General features: G+C 72.2%; 13 protein-coding genes. 4 read left to right on the plus strand and 9 right to left on the minus strand.

Going from position 1 to position 16,719, the window contains the following annotated elements; translation table 11 throughout:
* Positions 1-1,935: a glycosyltransferase family 2 protein gene (locus ACWGDB_RS01150; RefSeq protein WP_453820457.1), complete on the minus strand. Its 1,935-nt coding sequence runs from the start codon at positions 1,933-1,935 to the stop codon at positions 1-3.
* A 157-nt stretch (positions 1,936-2,092) separates the two neighbouring features.
* Here ACWGDB_RS01150 and ACWGDB_RS01155 point away from each other — a divergent pair, with 157 nt between their 5' ends.
* A complete protein-coding gene (locus tag ACWGDB_RS01155) occupies positions 2,093-2,593 on the plus strand; it encodes a metallophosphoesterase family protein (RefSeq protein WP_453820458.1) in 501 nt (166 codons plus the stop codon).
* Between the two features lie 191 nt (positions 2,594-2,784).
* Here ACWGDB_RS01155 and ACWGDB_RS01160 read toward each other — a convergent pair whose 3' ends face one another.
* From ACWGDB_RS01160 to ACWGDB_RS01190, 7 genes are read right to left on the minus strand one after another with little or no spacing between them, the layout of a single operon-like run.
* Entirely contained in the window at positions 2,785-3,393 is a 609-nt protein-coding gene (locus tag ACWGDB_RS01160) for an SRPBCC family protein (protein WP_453820459.1), read from the minus strand.
* Between the two features lie 19 nt (positions 3,394-3,412).
* Positions 3,413-4,513 carry an XdhC family protein gene (locus ACWGDB_RS01165; protein ID WP_453820460.1) on the minus strand — a complete coding sequence of 367 codons (1,101 nt, stop codon included), beginning with the start codon at positions 4,511-4,513 and terminating at the stop codon, positions 3,413-3,415.
* Positions 4,506-5,624 carry a vWA domain-containing protein gene (locus ACWGDB_RS01170; RefSeq protein ID WP_453820461.1) on the minus strand — a complete coding sequence of 373 codons (1,119 nt, stop codon included), beginning with the start codon at positions 5,622-5,624 and terminating at the stop codon, positions 4,506-4,508. The genes ACWGDB_RS01165 and ACWGDB_RS01170 overlap by 8 nt, the downstream gene beginning before the upstream one ends.
* A gap of 14 nt (positions 5,625-5,638) precedes the next feature.
* Entirely contained in the window at positions 5,639-6,523 is an 885-nt protein-coding gene (locus ACWGDB_RS01175; protein ID WP_453820737.1) for an AAA family ATPase, read from the minus strand.
* A 6-nt stretch (positions 6,524-6,529) separates the two neighbouring features.
* Positions 6,530-7,384 (minus strand): FAD binding domain-containing protein, encoded by an 855-nt coding sequence (locus ACWGDB_RS01180; protein WP_453820462.1) that lies wholly within the window; start codon positions 7,382-7,384, stop codon positions 6,530-6,532.
* Positions 7,381-9,747: a xanthine dehydrogenase family protein molybdopterin-binding subunit gene (locus tag ACWGDB_RS01185; protein ID WP_453820463.1), complete on the minus strand. Its 2,367-nt coding sequence runs from the start codon at positions 9,745-9,747 to the stop codon at positions 7,381-7,383. The genes ACWGDB_RS01180 and ACWGDB_RS01185 overlap by 4 nt, the downstream gene beginning before the upstream one ends.
* Positions 9,744-10,214: a (2Fe-2S)-binding protein gene (locus tag ACWGDB_RS01190; protein ID WP_453820464.1), complete on the minus strand. Its 471-nt coding sequence runs from the start codon at positions 10,212-10,214 to the stop codon at positions 9,744-9,746. The genes ACWGDB_RS01185 and ACWGDB_RS01190 overlap by 4 nt, the downstream gene beginning before the upstream one ends.
* 274 nt (positions 10,215-10,488) lie before the next feature.
* Here ACWGDB_RS01190 and ACWGDB_RS01195 point away from each other — a divergent pair, with 274 nt between their 5' ends.
* The 3 genes from ACWGDB_RS01195 (at position 10,489) to ACWGDB_RS01205 (ending at position 15,237) form a co-directional block, all read left to right on the plus strand.
* On the plus strand, positions 10,489-12,459 hold the full coding sequence (locus ACWGDB_RS01195; protein ID WP_453820465.1) for a GTP-binding protein: 1,971 nt from the start codon (positions 10,489-10,491) through the stop codon (positions 12,457-12,459).
* A 78-nt stretch (positions 12,460-12,537) separates the two neighbouring features.
* A complete protein-coding gene (locus ACWGDB_RS01200; RefSeq protein WP_453820466.1) occupies positions 12,538-14,397 on the plus strand; it encodes an endoglycosylceramidase in 1,860 nt (619 codons plus the stop codon).
* A gap of 177 nt (positions 14,398-14,574) precedes the next feature.
* Positions 14,575-15,237 (plus strand): TetR/AcrR family transcriptional regulator, encoded by a 663-nt coding sequence (locus ACWGDB_RS01205; protein WP_453820467.1) that lies wholly within the window; start codon positions 14,575-14,577, stop codon positions 15,235-15,237.
* Between the two features lie 67 nt (positions 15,238-15,304).
* On the opposite strand, the gene ACWGDB_RS01210 is transcribed toward ACWGDB_RS01205, so the two are convergent.
* Positions 15,305-16,519 carry a glycosyltransferase gene (locus ACWGDB_RS01210; protein ID WP_453820738.1) on the minus strand — a complete coding sequence of 405 codons (1,215 nt, stop codon included), beginning with the start codon at positions 16,517-16,519 and terminating at the stop codon, positions 15,305-15,307.
* Positions 16,520-16,719 lie beyond the last annotated feature (200 nt).

The raw sequence follows: 16,719 nt of genomic DNA on the forward strand, positions 1-16,719 counted from the left end.
TCACCGCCTCGTGGCCAGGGCCCGCACCCGGGCCGTCGTCCGCCCCAGGGCCGTACCGAGCCTGCGTCGTGCCCTGCGGGCGAGACGTCGTAGCGCACCGGGGCGCGGCGCCTGCACCACGTGCACTCCGCCTGCCCCGGAGCGCAGCGCGATGGGCAGCGGCAGAAAGCGCGGCCCCGGCACGCCGAGCGCCGCCCGCCAAGTCGCCCCTCTCAGCTCGCCGAGCGGCAGCACGGCAGTCAGCAGCGCCCCGGCGTCGTGCGGGGACAGCGTGGCGGGAACCTCGTGGGAGGTGCCGGACGCGGTGAGCCGGAGCGTCACCTCGGTGCCGTCGTCGGGGACATGCAAGGGAAGCTGTGCCCTCAGGCGGTTGCCCGAGAGCGTCATCCCGGCCGGGGTGAGCGCGCCCAGGCCGACGCGGTGGGTCGCGCGGTCGACGTCGAGGGCGAGATGGGCGTGCGGGGACGTCCAGTACGGCAGGACCACATGGCCGCCGGCCACAGCGGCGTACGGCGTGGGGCGGTTCCCCCGCGGGGCCGGGCCCAGGCGGCATTCCTTGGTCCAGCCGCCCAGCTTGACGCGGACGAGGGTGTCCCACAGGCCGTCGCGGGTGAGGCCGGCGGGGTCCACGGTGGCGGTCGCCCGCAGGACCAGCCGGACCCGGCCGTCGTCGCCGGCCGGCACCTCCTCCCGGGTGAACTGCACCGTCTGGAAGTACTGGGCGGCACTGGCACGCTCGCGCACCAGCAGGTCCGCGGTGGCCTTGTCGAACCGGTCGACGGTGTCGGCGCCCACCCAGGCGACGGCCGCGGCCAGGTCCTCGGGCGGGCCGTCGAGAGGCGTACGGGCCGTCCCGGCGGCGAAGGTCATCGGCTCACCGGCGGACGCGAACTCGGCGGTGAACGCGACCCGCAGCGTGCCGTTCTCCCACGCCACGCGCTCGGGGACGGCCGTGAGGGCGATGCCGGCCTCCCACTCGGCGAAGGCCTCGACGTCGTCGTACCGATCCGCGGCGATCAGCGCGGCGACGACCTGCTGCGTCGGCTGCAGCCCGGCCGCGACACCGGGACCGAAGCGCTCCACGACGACCTGGTGGATCTCCTCGAACAGGTCCCGGCGATAGTCCGCCGGCAGGGCGAGCAGCCGCCGGGCGCGCATCCGCTCGACCATCTCCACCCGCAGCCAGCGCCGGAAGAGCCGGTCGCGCAGCGGCCCCGGCTCGGTGTACCGCTCGACGACGTCCAGGGCCTCGCGGAGGTTCTTGAAGTAGCCGCCCGGGTCGAAGCGCTGGAAGCCGGCGTTCGAAGCGTCGTCCCGGCGGACGTGGTAGTAGCAGACGTAGTCGCTGAGCACCGAGACGTTGCTCGCACGCAGAAAGGCCTCGGTGACGAAGACGTGGTCCTCCAGCCGCCGCCTGCCCTCGGGGAACCGCAGGCCGATGTCGTCGAGGAAGGCGCGGCGGAACATCTTGTGCGGGGTGAGGCTGTCGATCAGCGGCGCGTTCTCGACGGTGGCGCGCGGGTGGTTGCGGCGGAACAGTTCCACCGGCACGCCGCGGCCCTTGCCGGCCATCTTGCCGACCACGACATCCGCGCCGTTGGCGACGCCGTAGTCGTACATCCGCTCAAGGGCCTCGTCGCCGACGTGGTCGTCGTTGTCCACGAACATCACGTACTCGCCCCGGGCGGCGGCGATGCCGACGTTGCGGGGCTTGCCGGACCAGCCGGAGTTCTCCTGGTGAACGACGGTCACCCGGGACTCCGCGGCGGCCAGCGTGTCGAGCCGGGCCGGCGTGTCGTCGGTGGAACCGTCGTCGACGAAGATCACTTCGTACTCGTCCGGAGGCAGCGACTGCCGCAGCAGCGACTCGATGCAGTCCTCGACATAAACCCCCGGGTTGTACACGGGGACGACCACGCTGACCTTGACCGGCATCGGTCTCCGAGCCCCCTAGGGGTCGCTGGGCGTTTGCGTCACATTACGGTGCTCGTGGCCAAATGCTAACCCTGACACCGGGTTTGTCCACCGCTCAACCGTGCCGGCAGGCGCCGGGAACCGGGCCGAAGAGCGTTTGCGCCGGTAGCCTGAGGGGGTGCGCCTGCTGCTGATGTCCGACACCCACCTGCCCAAACGCGCCAAGGAACTGCCCGGTCCGCTGCTCGCCGAACTCCCGCGCGCCGACGTCGTGTTCCACGCCGGGGACTGGGTCGATTCGGCCACGCTCGACCTGCTGGAGAGCCGCAGCACCCGACTCATCGGCGTCCACGGCAACAACGACGGACCGGACCTGCGCGCCCGGCTGCCCGAGGTGGCGTACGCCGAGCTGGACGGCCTGCGCTTCGGCGTGGTCCACGAGACCGGGCCCGCCCAGGGCCGTGAGGCGCGCTGCGCGGCGAGGTTCCCCGACCTCGACGTCCTGGTCTTCGGCCACAGCCACATCCCCTGGGACACCACGGCCCGCACCGGCCTGCGCCTGCTCAACCCGGGCTCTCCGACGGATCGCCGCCGGCAGCCCCACTGCACCTACATGACGGCGACCGTGACCGGAGGCGGGCTCGGGGACGTGGAGCTGCACCGGCTGCCGCCGCGCTGAGCTCAAAAAGATCCGGGCCGCTCCGTGTGCAGGGAAGCGGCCCGGGCGCTGCGATGCGCTGTCATGGACCTCCTTCCCGCTCAGAGGCGTTGTTCGGGGGCCCTCAGGCCTCCTTGTGTCGCCACCTACCCCTTCGCGTCCGCCTTACACACCCGATTCCGGGTCGCTCGGGAGCCGATCGACGCCCGAGTTCACCTGCGACGCGTCCGCCGCCCCCGCAACAGGCGCACCAGCGCCAGCACCACCCCGACCGCCGCCACGGCCGCCCCCGCCCGCTTCGCCACCGGCGCTCCGGCCGTGCGCAGCAGATCGAGCGGCTGATCCGCCTCGTCCTCGGCGAGCGGCGCACTTGGTGCCGGCTCGGTCAGCCGCTCCGACAGGCACGTGGCGAACTGCCCGACCAGCCGGTCGCCCACCTCGGCCATCACCCCGCGCCCGAACTGCGCCGGCCGCCCGGTCACGGTGAGATCGGTGTCCACCGACACGGCCGTCCCGTCGTCGCGCTCGCTGAGCGTGCCGGTCATCGTGGCCCGCGCGGTGCCCTGCCCGCGCGTCTCGCGGCCGCTCGCGATCAGCACCATGCGGTGCGCCGTCTCGTCCTGCTCCTCGAAGACCGCGGTGCCCTTGTAGGCCACGGTGATCGGACCCACCTTGACCTTCACCGCACCGGTCACGGTCTTGCCGTCGTACTCCTCGACGCTCGCCCCGGGCATGCAGGGCGCGATGCGCTCGATGTCGAGGAGCGTGCGCCAGGCCTCGTCGACCGGGACGGGGACGGTGAACTCGTGGTGCAGCTCCATGACTTCCTCCAACCGGGTGCTACGACGATGGGTGGATCGCGCCCGCCGTGGCCGTCAGCGGTGCTCCCGTGCCACCCCACCGCAGGGCGACGATCTCGGCGGCGACGGACACGGCGACCTCCTCGGGCGTACGGGCGCCGAGGTCGAGGCCCACGGGGGAGCGCAGCCGGGCCAACTCGGCCTCGCCGAGCCCGGCTTCGGTCAGCCGCTTCGTCCGGTCCTCGTGGGTACGGCGGCTGCCCATCGCCCCGATGTACGCCGCCGGACGGCGCAGCGCCTCCTCCAGCAGCGGCACGTCGAACTTCGGGTCGTGGGTGAGCACGCAGATCACCGTGCGTTCGTCGGTGTCGGTGCCGCTCAGATAGCGGTGCGGCCAGTCCACGACCACCTCGACGCCCGCCGGGAAGCGCTTCGGTGTGGCGAAGACCGGGCGGGCGTCGCACACCGTGACCCGATAGCCGAGGAAGTCGCCGATGCGGGCGACCGAGGCCGCGTAGTCGATCGCGCCGAACACCAGCATCCGCGGCGGCGGTGCGAAGGAGTGCAGGAAGACGGAGACCGCGTCCTCACGGCGCTCGCCGTGCGGGCCGTAGTGCCGGAGACCCGTGGCACCGAGGGCGAGTTCGCCGCGCGCGTCGGCGGTGACGGCCACGTCCAGGCCGGGCGCGCCGAGCGTGCCCGCGACGCGGTCCGGCCACACGGCGAGCGTCGCCCCGCGCGGCGCGGGCCCGTCGGTAACCGTCGCCACGGTCACCGGACGCCCCGCCGCGACAGTCTCCGCGACCTCGCCGAAGGACGGATCCGAGGCGGCCGTCACGGGACGTACCAGCAGGGTGATCTCGCCGCCGCAGGTGAGCCCGACCTCGAAGGCGTCCTCGTCGCTGTAGCCGAAGGTCTCCAGCCGCGCCTCGCCGCTCGCCACCACCTCCTGCGCGAGTTCGAAGACGGCCCCCTCGACACAGCCGCCGGACACGCTGCCCACGACCTCGTCGTCGGGGCCCACCGCCATCGCGGCCCCGGGGTCGCGCGGGGCGCTGCGGCTGGTGGCGACCACGGTGGCGAGTCCGAACGGCACCCGGGCCGCGTACCAGGGGCTGATCACCGGGAGAATCTCACGCATCGTCCGCTCCTCTCACCACCGCCGCCAGCCGCTCCAGGGCGGCCAGGCTGTGCCCCTCGACGAAGGCGTCCACGCTCGGCAGGGCGGCCGCCATCCCGGCCGCCAGGGGCGCGTAACCGGGGCGCGCCTTGCGCGGGTTGGCCCAGATCACCCGGTGCGCCAGCCGGTGCAGGCGGCGCATCTGGGCGGCGAGCAGCTCCGGATCGCCACGCTCCCAGCCGTCGGACAGCAGGACCACGATCGCACCGCGCGCCATGCCGCGCTGCCCCCAGCGGTCCAGGAACGCCCGTAGCAGCTCGCCCAGCCGGGTACCCCCGCGCCAGTCGGGCACCGCCGCCGCGACCGCGGCCATCGCCAGGTCGGGGTCCCGGTGCGCCAGCTCCCGGGTCACCCGGGTCAGCCGGGTGCCGATCGTGAACACCTCCGTACGGCTGCCTCGGGCGGCCGCGTGCGCGAAGCGCAGGAGCGCGTCCGCATACGGCGACATGGAGCCGCTCACGTCCACGAGCAGCACCACCCGGCGGGGCCGCTCGGTGCGCGCGTGCCGCCGCAGACGCGCGGGCTCCCCACCGCGCCGCAGCAGCTCCCGCACCGTCCGGTGCGGATCGACCTCGCCGCGCCGGGCCGGACTGCGGCGTGCGGAGCGCCGTGCCGCACCGCGCAACGCGAACGCGGCCAGCAGCCGGCGCACCTGCTCGCGCTCGGCGGCGTCCAGATCGGCGACATCGCGGTGCCGCAGAACCTCGGCGGCGCTGGCAAGGGAGGCCGCCGGCGGCGCTTCGTGCTCGCGCTCGGCGCGTGTCGCGGTGCCGGTGCCGCCGCTGACGACCAGACGCAGCCGAGGCGGGGGAGGAGCGGACGCCGTACGGCCGGCCCGCCCACCGTCACCGAAGTACGCGGCGAACACCCGCTCGTACCGCTCCAGGTCGTCGCGGTCCCCGCACAGCGTCAGCCGCCCCGCCCAGTACACGTCCGCCCGCATCCCCGGCCGCAGGACGTCCACCGCGGACAGGAAGGCGTGCACCCGCTCCGCGTCGGCGTCGACGCCCGCCGCGCGCAGCGCACGCGCGAAGCCGAGGAGCGCGGCGTCCGCGGCGAGTGCCCCGGTCACGTCCCTCACCGCTGTCACGCCCCTCGTGCCGCGAGCACCGCCGCGAGGTCCATCCCCCGTGCCCGTTCCGCGTCCTCCCGGTACTTCAGCACCGACCCGAGCGTGGCCACCGCCAGCTCCGCGTCCACCTCGTCCGCACCCAGCGCGTCCAGGGCCTCGGCCCAGTCGATGGTCTCGGCGACACCGGGCGGCTTGAGCAGGTCGTGCCCGCGCAGCTCCTGCACCAGCACGGTCACCTGCTCGGCGAGGCGGGCCGACACCTCCGGCAACCGCCGCCGCACGATGGCGAGTTCCCGGGCGAAGCCGGGATGCTCGAACCAGTGGTACAGGCAGCGCCGCTTCAGCGCGTCATGCACCTCGCGGGTGCGGTTGGAGGTCAGCACGACCACCGGCGGCTCCTCGGCCCGCAGGGTGCCGAGCTCGGGGATCGTGACCGAGAACTCCGACAGCAGCTCCAGCAGGAACGCTTCGAACTCGTCGTCGGCCCGGTCGATCTCGTCGATCAGCAGCACCGACGGCTGTGTCTGCAGCGCCCTGAGCAGCGGCCGTGCCACCAGGAACCGCCGGTCGTACAGCTCGCCCTCCAGCCGGTCCGCATCGGTCACCCCGACGGCCTCGGCGGCCCGCAGATGCAGCAGCTGACGCGGGAAGTCCCAGTCGTACAGGGCCTGCGAGGCGTCGATGCCCTCATGGCACTGCAACCGGATCAGCGGCGCGTCGAGCGCCTCGGCGAGGGCGGAGGCGAGCGCGGTCTTGCCGACGCCCGCGTCGCCCTCGCAAAACAGCGGCCGGCCGAGCCGCAGGGCCAGGAAGCAGGCGATGGCCAGCCCGTCGTCGACGAGGTACCCCGTCTCCTCCAGTCGGGCCCGCACCTGCTCCGGGCCGTCCCATCCGGTGATCGTCGCTCACCCCATCCCGGCGGCCGCCAGCACCGCCCGCTTGGTGAGCACCTGGGCCAGATGCGCCCGGTACTCGGGTGAGGCCGAGGTGTCCCGGGACGGCCGGGTGCCCTGCGCCGCCTCCTGGGCGGCCCGCGCGACGGCGTCCGGGTCCCCGGCGCCGGACAGCGCCTCCTCGGCGGCCGCGGCGCGCAAGGGGGTGGTCCCCATGTTGGTCAGGGCGACCCGGGCCTCGGCGATGTGCCCGTCGTCGCGCCGCACCAGCGCGGCCACCCCCACGATCGGCCAGGCCTGGGCGATCCGGTGGAACTTCTCGTAGCGGAAGCCCCAGCCGTCCGCCTTCGGGATCCGGACCTCGACGAGCAGCTCGTCGGGCTCCAGCGCGGACTGCAGATAGTCGACGAAGAACTCCCGCGCCGGGATCGTGCGTCGTCCACGCGGCCCCTGCGCCACCAGCTCACCGTCCATCACCAGCACCACCGCGGGCAGGTCACCGGCCGGGTCGGCGTGCGCGAGCGAGCCGCCGAGGGTGCCGCGATGCCGTACGGCAGGGTCCGCGACCGTCGAGGTGGCGGCTGCCAGCAGCCCGGCGTGCCGCCGCACCAGCGGATCCACGATGACGTCGTGGTGGGTGGTCATCGCGCCGATGACCAGCGTGTCGCCGTCCTCGCGGACGCCCCGGAGCTCGGGGATCCGGTTGACGTCCACGACCAGTTCCGGGAAGGCGAGCCGCAGCCTCATCAGCGGCAGCAGGCTCTGCCCGCCGGCCAGCACCTTGGCGTCCTCGCCCGCGTCGGCGAGCGTGCGCACCGCCTCGTCGACGCTGCTGGGACGGGCGTAGTCGAATGCGGGGGGAATCATGCCGACGCCTCCTTCCCGGACCGAACGGCCTGCCAGACCCGTTCGGGAGTGCACGGCATCCGGATGTCCTCGACGCCGAACGGACGCAGGGCGTCCACGACCGCGTTGACCACGGCCGGCGTGGAGGCGATCGTGCCCGCCTCGCCGACCCCCTTGACGCCCAGCGGATTGGAGGTCGCCGGTGTCTCGGTGCGGTCGGTGACGAACTCGGGCAGGTCGGGGGCGCCCGGCACGAGATAGTCGGCCAGCGTGCCGGTGACCAGGTTGCCCTCCTCGTCGTACACGGCCTCCTCGTACAGCGCCTGCGCGATGCCCTGGGCGATCCCGCCGTGCAGCTGGCCGTCGACGATCATCGGGTTGATCACCTTGCCGACGTCGTCGACGCACACGTACGACCGGATGTGCACGGCGCCCGTCTCGGTGTCGACCTCGACCGCGCACAGGTGGGTGCCGTGCGGGAACGAGAACGTGTCGGGGTCCAGGACGTGCTCGGCGTTGATCGACGGTTCCATGCCGTCGGGCAGGTCGTGCGAGGAGAAGGTCGCGAAGGCCACCTCCTGGATGGTCTTGCTCGCCTCGGGCGAGCCCTTGACGGTGAAGGCGCCGTCCTTGAAGTCGAGGTCCGCCTCGTTGGCCTCCAGCAGGTGCGCTGCGACCTTGCGGGCCTTGTCCACCACCTTGCGTGCCGCCTCGTGGACGGCGACGCCGCCGATGACCAGCGAGCGTGAGCCGTAGGTGTCCATGCCGTGGGTCGCCAGCACGGTGTCGCCGTGCATCACCTCGATGTCGTCGAACGGCACTCCGAGGACGTCGGCGGCGATCTGGCTCCAGGACGTCACATGGCCCTGCCCGTGCGGGCTGGTCCCGGTGATGATCTCGACCTTGCCGGTGGGCAGCACCCGGATGTCCGCCGCCTCCCAGCCGCCCGCCGCGTAGTTCATCTCGCCCAGCCAGCGGCTCGGCGCGAGACCGCACATCTCGGTGTACGTGGATACGCCGATGCCGAGGCGGACGGTGTCCGCGTGGTCGACGCGGTCGGCCTGCTCGGCGCGCAGCTTGTCGTAGTCGAACAGGGCGAGCGCCTTGTCGGTGGCGGCCTCGTAGTTGCCGCTGTCGTAGGTGAGCCCCGCGATCGTCGTGTACGGGAACTCGTCGTGCCGGATCCAGTTGTGGCGCCGCAGGTCGACCGGGTCCATGCCGAGTTCGGCGGCCAGGTCGTCCATGATCCGCTCGATCGCGTACGTCGCCTCCGGGCGGCCGGCTCCGCGGTAGGCGTCGATCGGGGTGCGGTCGGTGAAGACGCCGGTGCAGGAGAACTCGTAGGCGCCCATCTTGTAGATCGCCGGGTACATGGACGCACCGAGGATCGGGATGCCGGGGCTGAGCAGCATCAGGTAGGCGCCCATGTCGGCCAGCAGTGAGACCTTCAGGCCCAGCAGGGTGCCGTCGCTGCGGGCGGCGACCTCGATGTCCTGGACCTGGCTGCGGCCGTGGTGGGTGGCGACGTTGGCCTCGGAGCGGGACTCGGTCCACTTCAGCGGCCGGCCGAGGCGCTTGGCCAGCACGAGGGTGATCACTTCCTCGCCGTACACCTGGAGTTTCGAGCCGAATCCGCCGCCGACGTCGGGGGCGACGACGCGGATCTTGTTCTCTGGGATGCCGGTGGTGACGGCGAGCAGGACCCGCAGGACGTGCGGGACCTGGGTGGAGGAGTAGAGGGTGAAGTCGCCGGACGCGGCGAGCGGGGTGACCACGACCGCGCGCGGCTCCATCGCGGTCGGGATGAGGCGCTGCTGGTGGTAGCGACGGGTCAGGACGATGTCCGCCTTGGCCTTGGCGGCCGCGTAGTCGCCGTCGGACGTGCGGTAGTCGTAGCAGCGGTTGGTGCCCTTGTCGGAGTGGACCAACGGCGCGCCGTCCGCGAGCGCCCCCTCGATGTCCAGGGCGGCGGGCAGCGGGGTGTAGTCGACCTCGATGGCCTCCAGCGCGTCGGCGGCCGTGTACCGGTCGCGGGCCACCACCACGGCCACCGGGTCGCCGGCGTAGCGCACCTCGTCGACCGCGATCGGGGGATGGTCCGGCACCACGGTGCCCTCGGCGACCGGCCAGGCGCACGGCAGCGAGCCCATCGCCTGTGCGACGTCGCGTCCGCTGAACGCGGCGATGACGCCGGGTCGTTCGAGGGCCGGCGAGACGTCGACGCGGTCGATGCGGGCGTGGGCCATCGGGCTGCGCAGGATCGCCAGGTGCAGCAGTCCGTTGACGCTGATGTTGTCGGTCCAGTTGGTCTGCCCGGTGATCAGATGGGCGTCCTCCTTGCGGAACCGGGCACGGCCGACCTCGCGTTCGACGGTCTCGCTCATGCCGTGACCTCCTCCTCGGAGGCGTCCAGGACGGCCCGGACGATGTTCTGGTAGCCGGTGCAGCGGCAGATGTTGCCCTCCAGGCCGTGGCGGACCTCGTCCGGTGTGGGGTGCGGGTGCTCGCGCAGCAGATCGCGGGCCGCCATGATCATCCCCGGGGTGCAGTAGCCGCACTGCAGCGCGTGCCGCTCGTGGAACGTCCGCTGCAGGGCCGTCCACTCGCCGTCGTGGGCGAGCCCCTGGACGGTGGTCACCTCGCAGCCGTCCGCCTGGACGGCGAGCACGGTGCAGCTCTTGACGGCGGTGCCGTCCAGCTCGAGGGTGCAGGAGCCGCAGTTCGAGGTGTCGCACCCGATCGGGGTGCCGGTCAGACCGAGACGGTCGCGCAGGTAGTGGATCAGGAGGAGGCGGGGCTCCACGTCGTCCTCGTACGTCGTGCCGTCCACCTGCACCGAGATGTGAGTCATGTGCCCTCCAGAGGCCGAGTGGAGATGAGAGAGGGAAACATCGGCCGGGCGTGATGTACGTCACTCTATGGCGGCTGCCGTGTCACGGCGAGTGCTGCGGCGGCGTTCGTTGAGCGTTAATCCATTGCCGGTGCGGGGCCGCTCCTGCTGCACTGCACGTGGCCCGTCGGCACGCGAACGGGACCCTTCGTCACGCACAGAGGAGCCGCAATGCGCACTGCGTTCATGTCCCCCCAGGAAGGAACGACCCCCTCATCGAAGGACATGACGCTTCGTGCATGTGATCAACCTCGGGATCCTCGCCCATGTCGACGCCGGTAAGACCAGCCTGACCGAACGCCTGCTGCACACGGCGGGCGTGATCGACGAGATCGGCAGCGTCGACGCCGGGAACACCCGGACCGATTCCCTCGCGCTGGAGCGGCAGCGCGGCATCACCATCAAGTCCGCCGTCGTCTCCTTCGCCCTCGACGACGTGACGGTCAACCTCATCGACACCCCCGGCCACCCGGACTTCATCGCCGAGGTGGAGCGGGTGCTCGGCGTCCTGGACGGCGCCGTGCTGGTCGTCTCCGCCGTCGAGGGCGTCCAGCCGCAGACCCGCGTGCTGATGCGCACCCTGCAGCGGCTGCGCATCCCCACCCTCGTCTTCGTCAACAAGATCGACCGACGCGGGGCACGCCACGACGCCGTCCTGCGCGCCATCTCCGAGCGGCTGACCGCGGCCCTCGTACCGATGGGGACGACCGGCGGCCTCGGCACCCGCGAGGCCCGCTTCCTCCCCGGCCTCGGCTCGTCTGCGCTCGACGTCCTCTCCGACCACGACGACGCGTTGCTGACGGCGTACGTCGAGGACACCGTCTCCCACGACCGGCTCGGCGCCGCCCTCGCCGAGCAGACCCGGCAGGCCCTCGTCCACCCGGTGTACTTCGGCTCCGCCATCACCGGCGCAGGGGTCGGCCCGCTGATCGCGGGGATCAAGCGGCTGCTGCCCGCCGCCGACGGCGACCCGGACGGGCCGGTCTCGGGCACCGTCTTCAAGGTCGAGCGTGGGCCGGCGGGGGAGAAGGTCGCCTACGCGCGGCTGTTCTCCGGCACCCTGCGCACCCGCGACCGGATCCGTTTCGACGAGGCCGGCGCCGAGGGGCGGATCACCGCGATCAACATGTTCGACCAGGGCGCCGACGTCCGGGACGACTCGGTGCCGGCCGGCCGGATCGCCAAGCTGTGGGGCCTGGCCGACATCAGGATCGGCGACGCCATCGGCGAACCGCGCAAGGCCTACGGGCACTTCTTCGCTCCGCCCACCCTCGAATCGGTCGTCGTCCCGGCCGGCGACACGGACCGGCGGGCCCTGCACCGCGCGCTCACCCTGCTCGCCGAACAGGACCCGCTCATCGGCCTGCGCCATGACGAGGTGCGGCAGGAGACCTTCGTCTCCCTCTACGGCGAGGTGCAGAAGGAGGTCATCCAGGTCACGCTCGCCGAGGAGTTCGGCCTGGACGTCACGTTCCGTCGGACGACTCCGCTGTGCATCGAGCGGGCGGTCGGCCCGGGTGCGGCGGTCGAGTTCAACAAGAAGGACGACAACCCCTTCCTCGCCACGGTCGGCCTGCGCGTCGACCCCGCCCCGGTCGGCGCCGGAGTGGCCTTCCGGCTGGAGGTGGAGCTCGGCTCGATGCCGTACGCCTTCTTCAAAGCCGTCGAGGACACCGTCCGCGAGACCCTCGGCCAGGGCCTGCACGGCTGGCAGGTCCCCGACTGCACGGTCACCATGACCCACTCCGGCTACTCGCCCCGGCAGAGCCACGCCCACCAGGGCTTCGACAAGAGCATGTCCAGCACCGGTTACGACTTCCGGGGCCTGACGCCGCTGGTCCTGATCGAGGCCCTGCGCCGGGCGGGCACCGAGGTCCACGAGCCGATGCACCGCTTCCGCATCGAGGCCCCGACCGACACCCTGGCGGCTCTGCTGCCGGTGTTCGCCAGGCTGCGCGCGGTGCCGCAGACGACCGAGACACGCGGTGCCTCCTGCGTCCTGGAGGGCTCGGTGCCCGCGGCCCACGTGCACGAGCTGGAGCAGCAACTGCCCGGCCTGACGCGCGGCGAGGGCGAGCTGGAGAGCGCCTTCGACCACTACGCGCCGGCCGCGCGCGGCACGCTCCCGGAGCGCCGGCGCACCGACTTCAACCCGCTGAACCGGAAGGAGTACCTGCTGAACCTGACGCGCAGGGTCGGCGGCTGAAAAGTGACAGCAGGGACGGAACTTACTCCAGAGTCAGGGGTGTTGACTGTGTCGTGATATCACCGGACTGTAGTGGACATGCCGAACATCCGGACGCGTCTGCTCGTTGTCCTGGTCGTCCTCTTCGGATCCCTGACGGTGGCGGGCCCCGCTCCCGCCACCGCAGCAACCCTGCCCGGCTCCCTCTGGTTCGACGAAACGCCCCTCACCGTCCAGAACGGCCGCTTCACCGACGGCCACGGCCGCGAGGTCGTGCTGCGCGGCTACAACGTCTCCGGCGAGACCAAGCTGGCCGAGAACAACGGCCTGCCCTTCGCCTCGGTCGCCGACGCGAAGAAGTCCGCGACCGCCCTGCGCGCCCTCGGCGGCGGCAACTCGATCCGCTTCCTGCTGTCCTGGGCCTACGCGGAACCCGTACGCGGCCAGGTCGACGCCACGTATCTGACCGCCGCCACCGCCCAGATGCGTGCCTTCCTCGACGCCGGCATCCGCGTCTACCCCGACTTCCACCAGGACCTCTACTCCCGGTACCTGTTCGACCACGACTCCTGGTACACGGGCGACGGCGCCCCCAAGTGGGCCGTCGACCTCGGGAACTACCCGGACGAGAACTGCGGGATCTGCCTCTTCTGGGGGCAGAACATCACCCAGAACGAGGCTGTGAAGCAGGCGTCGTACGACTTCTGGCACAACGAGTACGGACTCCAGGACGCCTTCCTGGCCACCGCGCAGAAGACGATGGCCCACATCGAACAGAACCTCTCCGAGGCCGAGTTCGCGGGCGTCGTCGGCTTCGACCCCTACAACGAGCCGCACGCGGGCGTCCTCGACTCCGGCCAGACCAGCCGCACCTGGGAACGCGACGTGCTGTGGCCGTTCTACGAGAAGTTCCGGGCCCGCATGGACACGGCAGGCTGGCAGGACAAGCCGCTGTTCGCCGAGCCGAACCTCTTCTGGAACGCCAACCTCGACTTCCAGAAGCAGGAGGGCGGACTGCTCGACGCCGGCACACTCGGACCCCGGTACGTCTTCAACACCCACTTCTACGACCAGAAGGCCATCTCCGGCATCTTCATGTGGGGCAAGGCGCAGGACGGCCAGTACGCCGGTGACTTCGGGACCGTCCGCGACCGCGCCGCGGCCACCCGCACGCCCGCGATCATCAGCGAGTTCGGCCATCCCCTGGCGGGCTCGGTCTCCGACAAGGCGCCGACCGTGCTCAAGGCGATGTACCAGGCCCTCGACTCCCGGGTGCCGGGCGCGAGTTGGTGGTCGAGCCCCGCCGGCTCCGGCCCCGTGCTGTCCGGTTCGCAGTGGCAGTGGGACATCTACAACGGCCGCCACCACGAGCTGATGAACGGCAACCCCGACAAGGTCCTCAGCGCCGGGGACGCCTGGAACGACGAGGACCTCTCCGCCGTACGCCTCGACGACTCGGGCACGCCCGTGCTCCGCCAGGACGCCCGGCTGCTCGACCGCGTCTACCCGAGCGCGACGTCCGGCACGACAGTCGCCTTCACCTACGAGGACCGCTCCCGGGACGGCACCACCACCCTGACCTGGAACCCGGTACCCAGCTCGCTGCCGAACGTGGCACAGCTGGTGGGGTCGGGACAGTACGGGCTGCTCCTGTGGCGCTCCAACACCGGCACGGCACCGACCGAACTGCACCTGCCGGCATCCTTCCCGACCGGGTCCACCACGGTGGTCTCCGACCTGGGCACGGCACACGCCCCGCCGTCGTACACCTCGACGACCCCGATCGGCGTGGCCGCGGAACCGGGCGGCACCGGCAGCCGCCGCCTGCTGCTCACCGACCCGGACTCCGGCGTCCTGCACTACGCGCTGGTGACGAACGGAGCGACCAGCCCCTCGTCCGCCGTGCTGAACGCCGCACGGTCCGAGCTCTCCGCGTGGGCCGCGCGGACCATCGGGTAACGCGCCGGGCCGTGCGGCAGCGGACGTACGCCCGTGCCGCCTCGGTCGCCGCGCGGCCCATGGCGACCGAGGACGGAATGGGTGCGGTGCTGAAAGCTTTGGGCTGAGCCCCTTCTCTGCAAGAGTGCGTACACGACAAAATTGATCGTCGGGTCGGCGTGGCGGTGGGAGGACAGCGTGGCGGGCAGGCTCAAGGCGCCCACCGGTCGTTACGGCGGCAAGTCGGCCGAGGAGCGAAAGGCGGAGCGGAGGCGACGCTTCCTGGACGCGGCGCTCCAACTCTTCGGCGACAACCCCGGATACCGGGGCACGACCGTCGCCGCACTGAGCGAGGCCGCCGGACTGTCGACCCGTCAGTTCTACGAGGAGTTCCGCGCCCTCGAGGAGGTCCTGACCGCCCTCCACCTCGAGGTCAACGCCTGGGCGGAGGAGGCCGTCCTGGGGGCGGTGGCCGAGGCGCGGGACCTGCCGCTGGCCGAGCGCGCCACCGTGATCTTCCGCGAGTACGCCGCGAACGTCACCTCCGACCCGCGCCGCATCCGCATCACGTTCGTCGAGATCGTCGGCGTCAGTGCCCGCCTGGAGGAACAGCGCCTCGCCCGCCGTGCCCGCTGGGTCGACCTCGTCTGCGCCGAGGTGGCGTCGGCCGTTGCCCGCGGAGAAGCGGCCCCGCGCGACTACCGTCTCGCCGTGACCGCGTTCATCGGCAGCGTCAACGGGCTGCTGCACGACTGGAGCGCGGGGTGGGTGGACGCCACCTTGGACGAGGTCGTCGACGAACTCGTCCGTATCCTGCTGGGCATTCTCCAGCCGGCGGACCCCCGACTCGCAGGTCCATGACGCAGGTTCCCAGGGCCGGTCCCTGGGACGGGCTTTCGAGGCTGGACGATGTGCGCTCGTCGGTGGCTCAGGCCGCGAGCCGGTTCACCGCCTCGACGACCGCAGCCGTACCGTCCTCGGCGCGCAGACCCTCGGCCAGGGCTTGGGCGCGTCGGGTGTACGAGGGGCCGCCGGTCGCCTCCCGGACGGCCGCCGTCAGCGCCTCGGCCGTCAACTTCCGTAGCGGCACGGCCCGGGGCGCCACGCCGAGCGCGACCAGGCGGGTGGCCCAGAAGCCCTCGTCGAACTGGATCGGCACGGGCACGGCCGGGACTCCGGCACGCAGCCCGGCACCCGTCGTGCCCGCACCGCAGTGGTGGACCACGGCGGCCATGCGCGGGAACAGCGCGGAGTGCGGCACCTCGTCGATGGTCAGTACGTCGTCGCCCGCGGCCTCCAGACCACCCCAGCCCCGCTGGATCACCGCGCGCAGCCCGGCCCGGCGCAGGGCGCGCACGACCTCGGTGCTCAGCGCCGCCGGATCGGGCACGGTCGCGCTGCCCAGGCCCACGAACACCGGCGGCGGGCCCGCGTCGAGGAACTCGCGCAGCACGCGCGGGAGTTGAGCTTCACCGTCGTACGGCCACCAGTAGCCCGTCACTTCCAGGTGCGGCTGCCAGTCGCGAGGGCGGGGCACCACCAGCGGGCTGTAGCCATGGAGGACGCGGCCCGTGCGCGCCGTGGTGCGCGGCTTGCCGCGCGACAGCCCGAGCCGTGCCCGCGCGTCCGGTACGGCCGCCGAGAAGACACGGTGGATGGCGAGGTTCACGCCGTGTCCGGCGACCCGGTTTCCGACGGCTCCCCAGGAGCCGCCCCCGAGCATCGGAGGCCCGAACTCGCGCGTCGGAGCAAGGGGTTGCAGGGGGAGTTCGATGGTCGGCAAGGACAGACCCTCGGCGATCGCGTGCCCCAACGGTGCGGTGGAGGCCGACAGGAGCAGGAGGTCGCAGGCTCTCGCGGCGGCGAGCATGTCGTCCGTCATCCGTCCGGCCAGCGCCCGCGCCATCCGGACCACCCGCACGAGCTTGCCCGGCCCGGTCGCACTGCGGTGCAGACTCCGCCCCCGCTCCGACTCCAGCTCGGCCCGCGGATCCACCGGCATCGGATGGAAGCGCACGCCCGACCCCGCCACCAGCGACTCGAAGCAGCCGTGCGTGACCAGGGTGACCTCGTGTCCGGCCGCGGACAGGGCGTGCCCGAGTCCGGTGTAGGGGGCGACATCGCCCCGGGAGCCCGCCGTCATGATCGCTACGCGCACATCGGCCAGTATGGCGGGGCGGGCCGGCGATGGCGCCAACTGTGCCTCCGCAAGGGCGACTTCAGGTCTGCCCCACCCGTTGACTTCCCTCTCCCGTGGCTCTACTTTCAGCGCCACGCGTTCGACTTTCCGAATCACGTTCGAAATAACGAACCGGGCTGAGTCTCTCCCGCACGAAGGAGCCG

Source organism: Streptomyces sp. NPDC055013 (assembly GCF_053608645.1).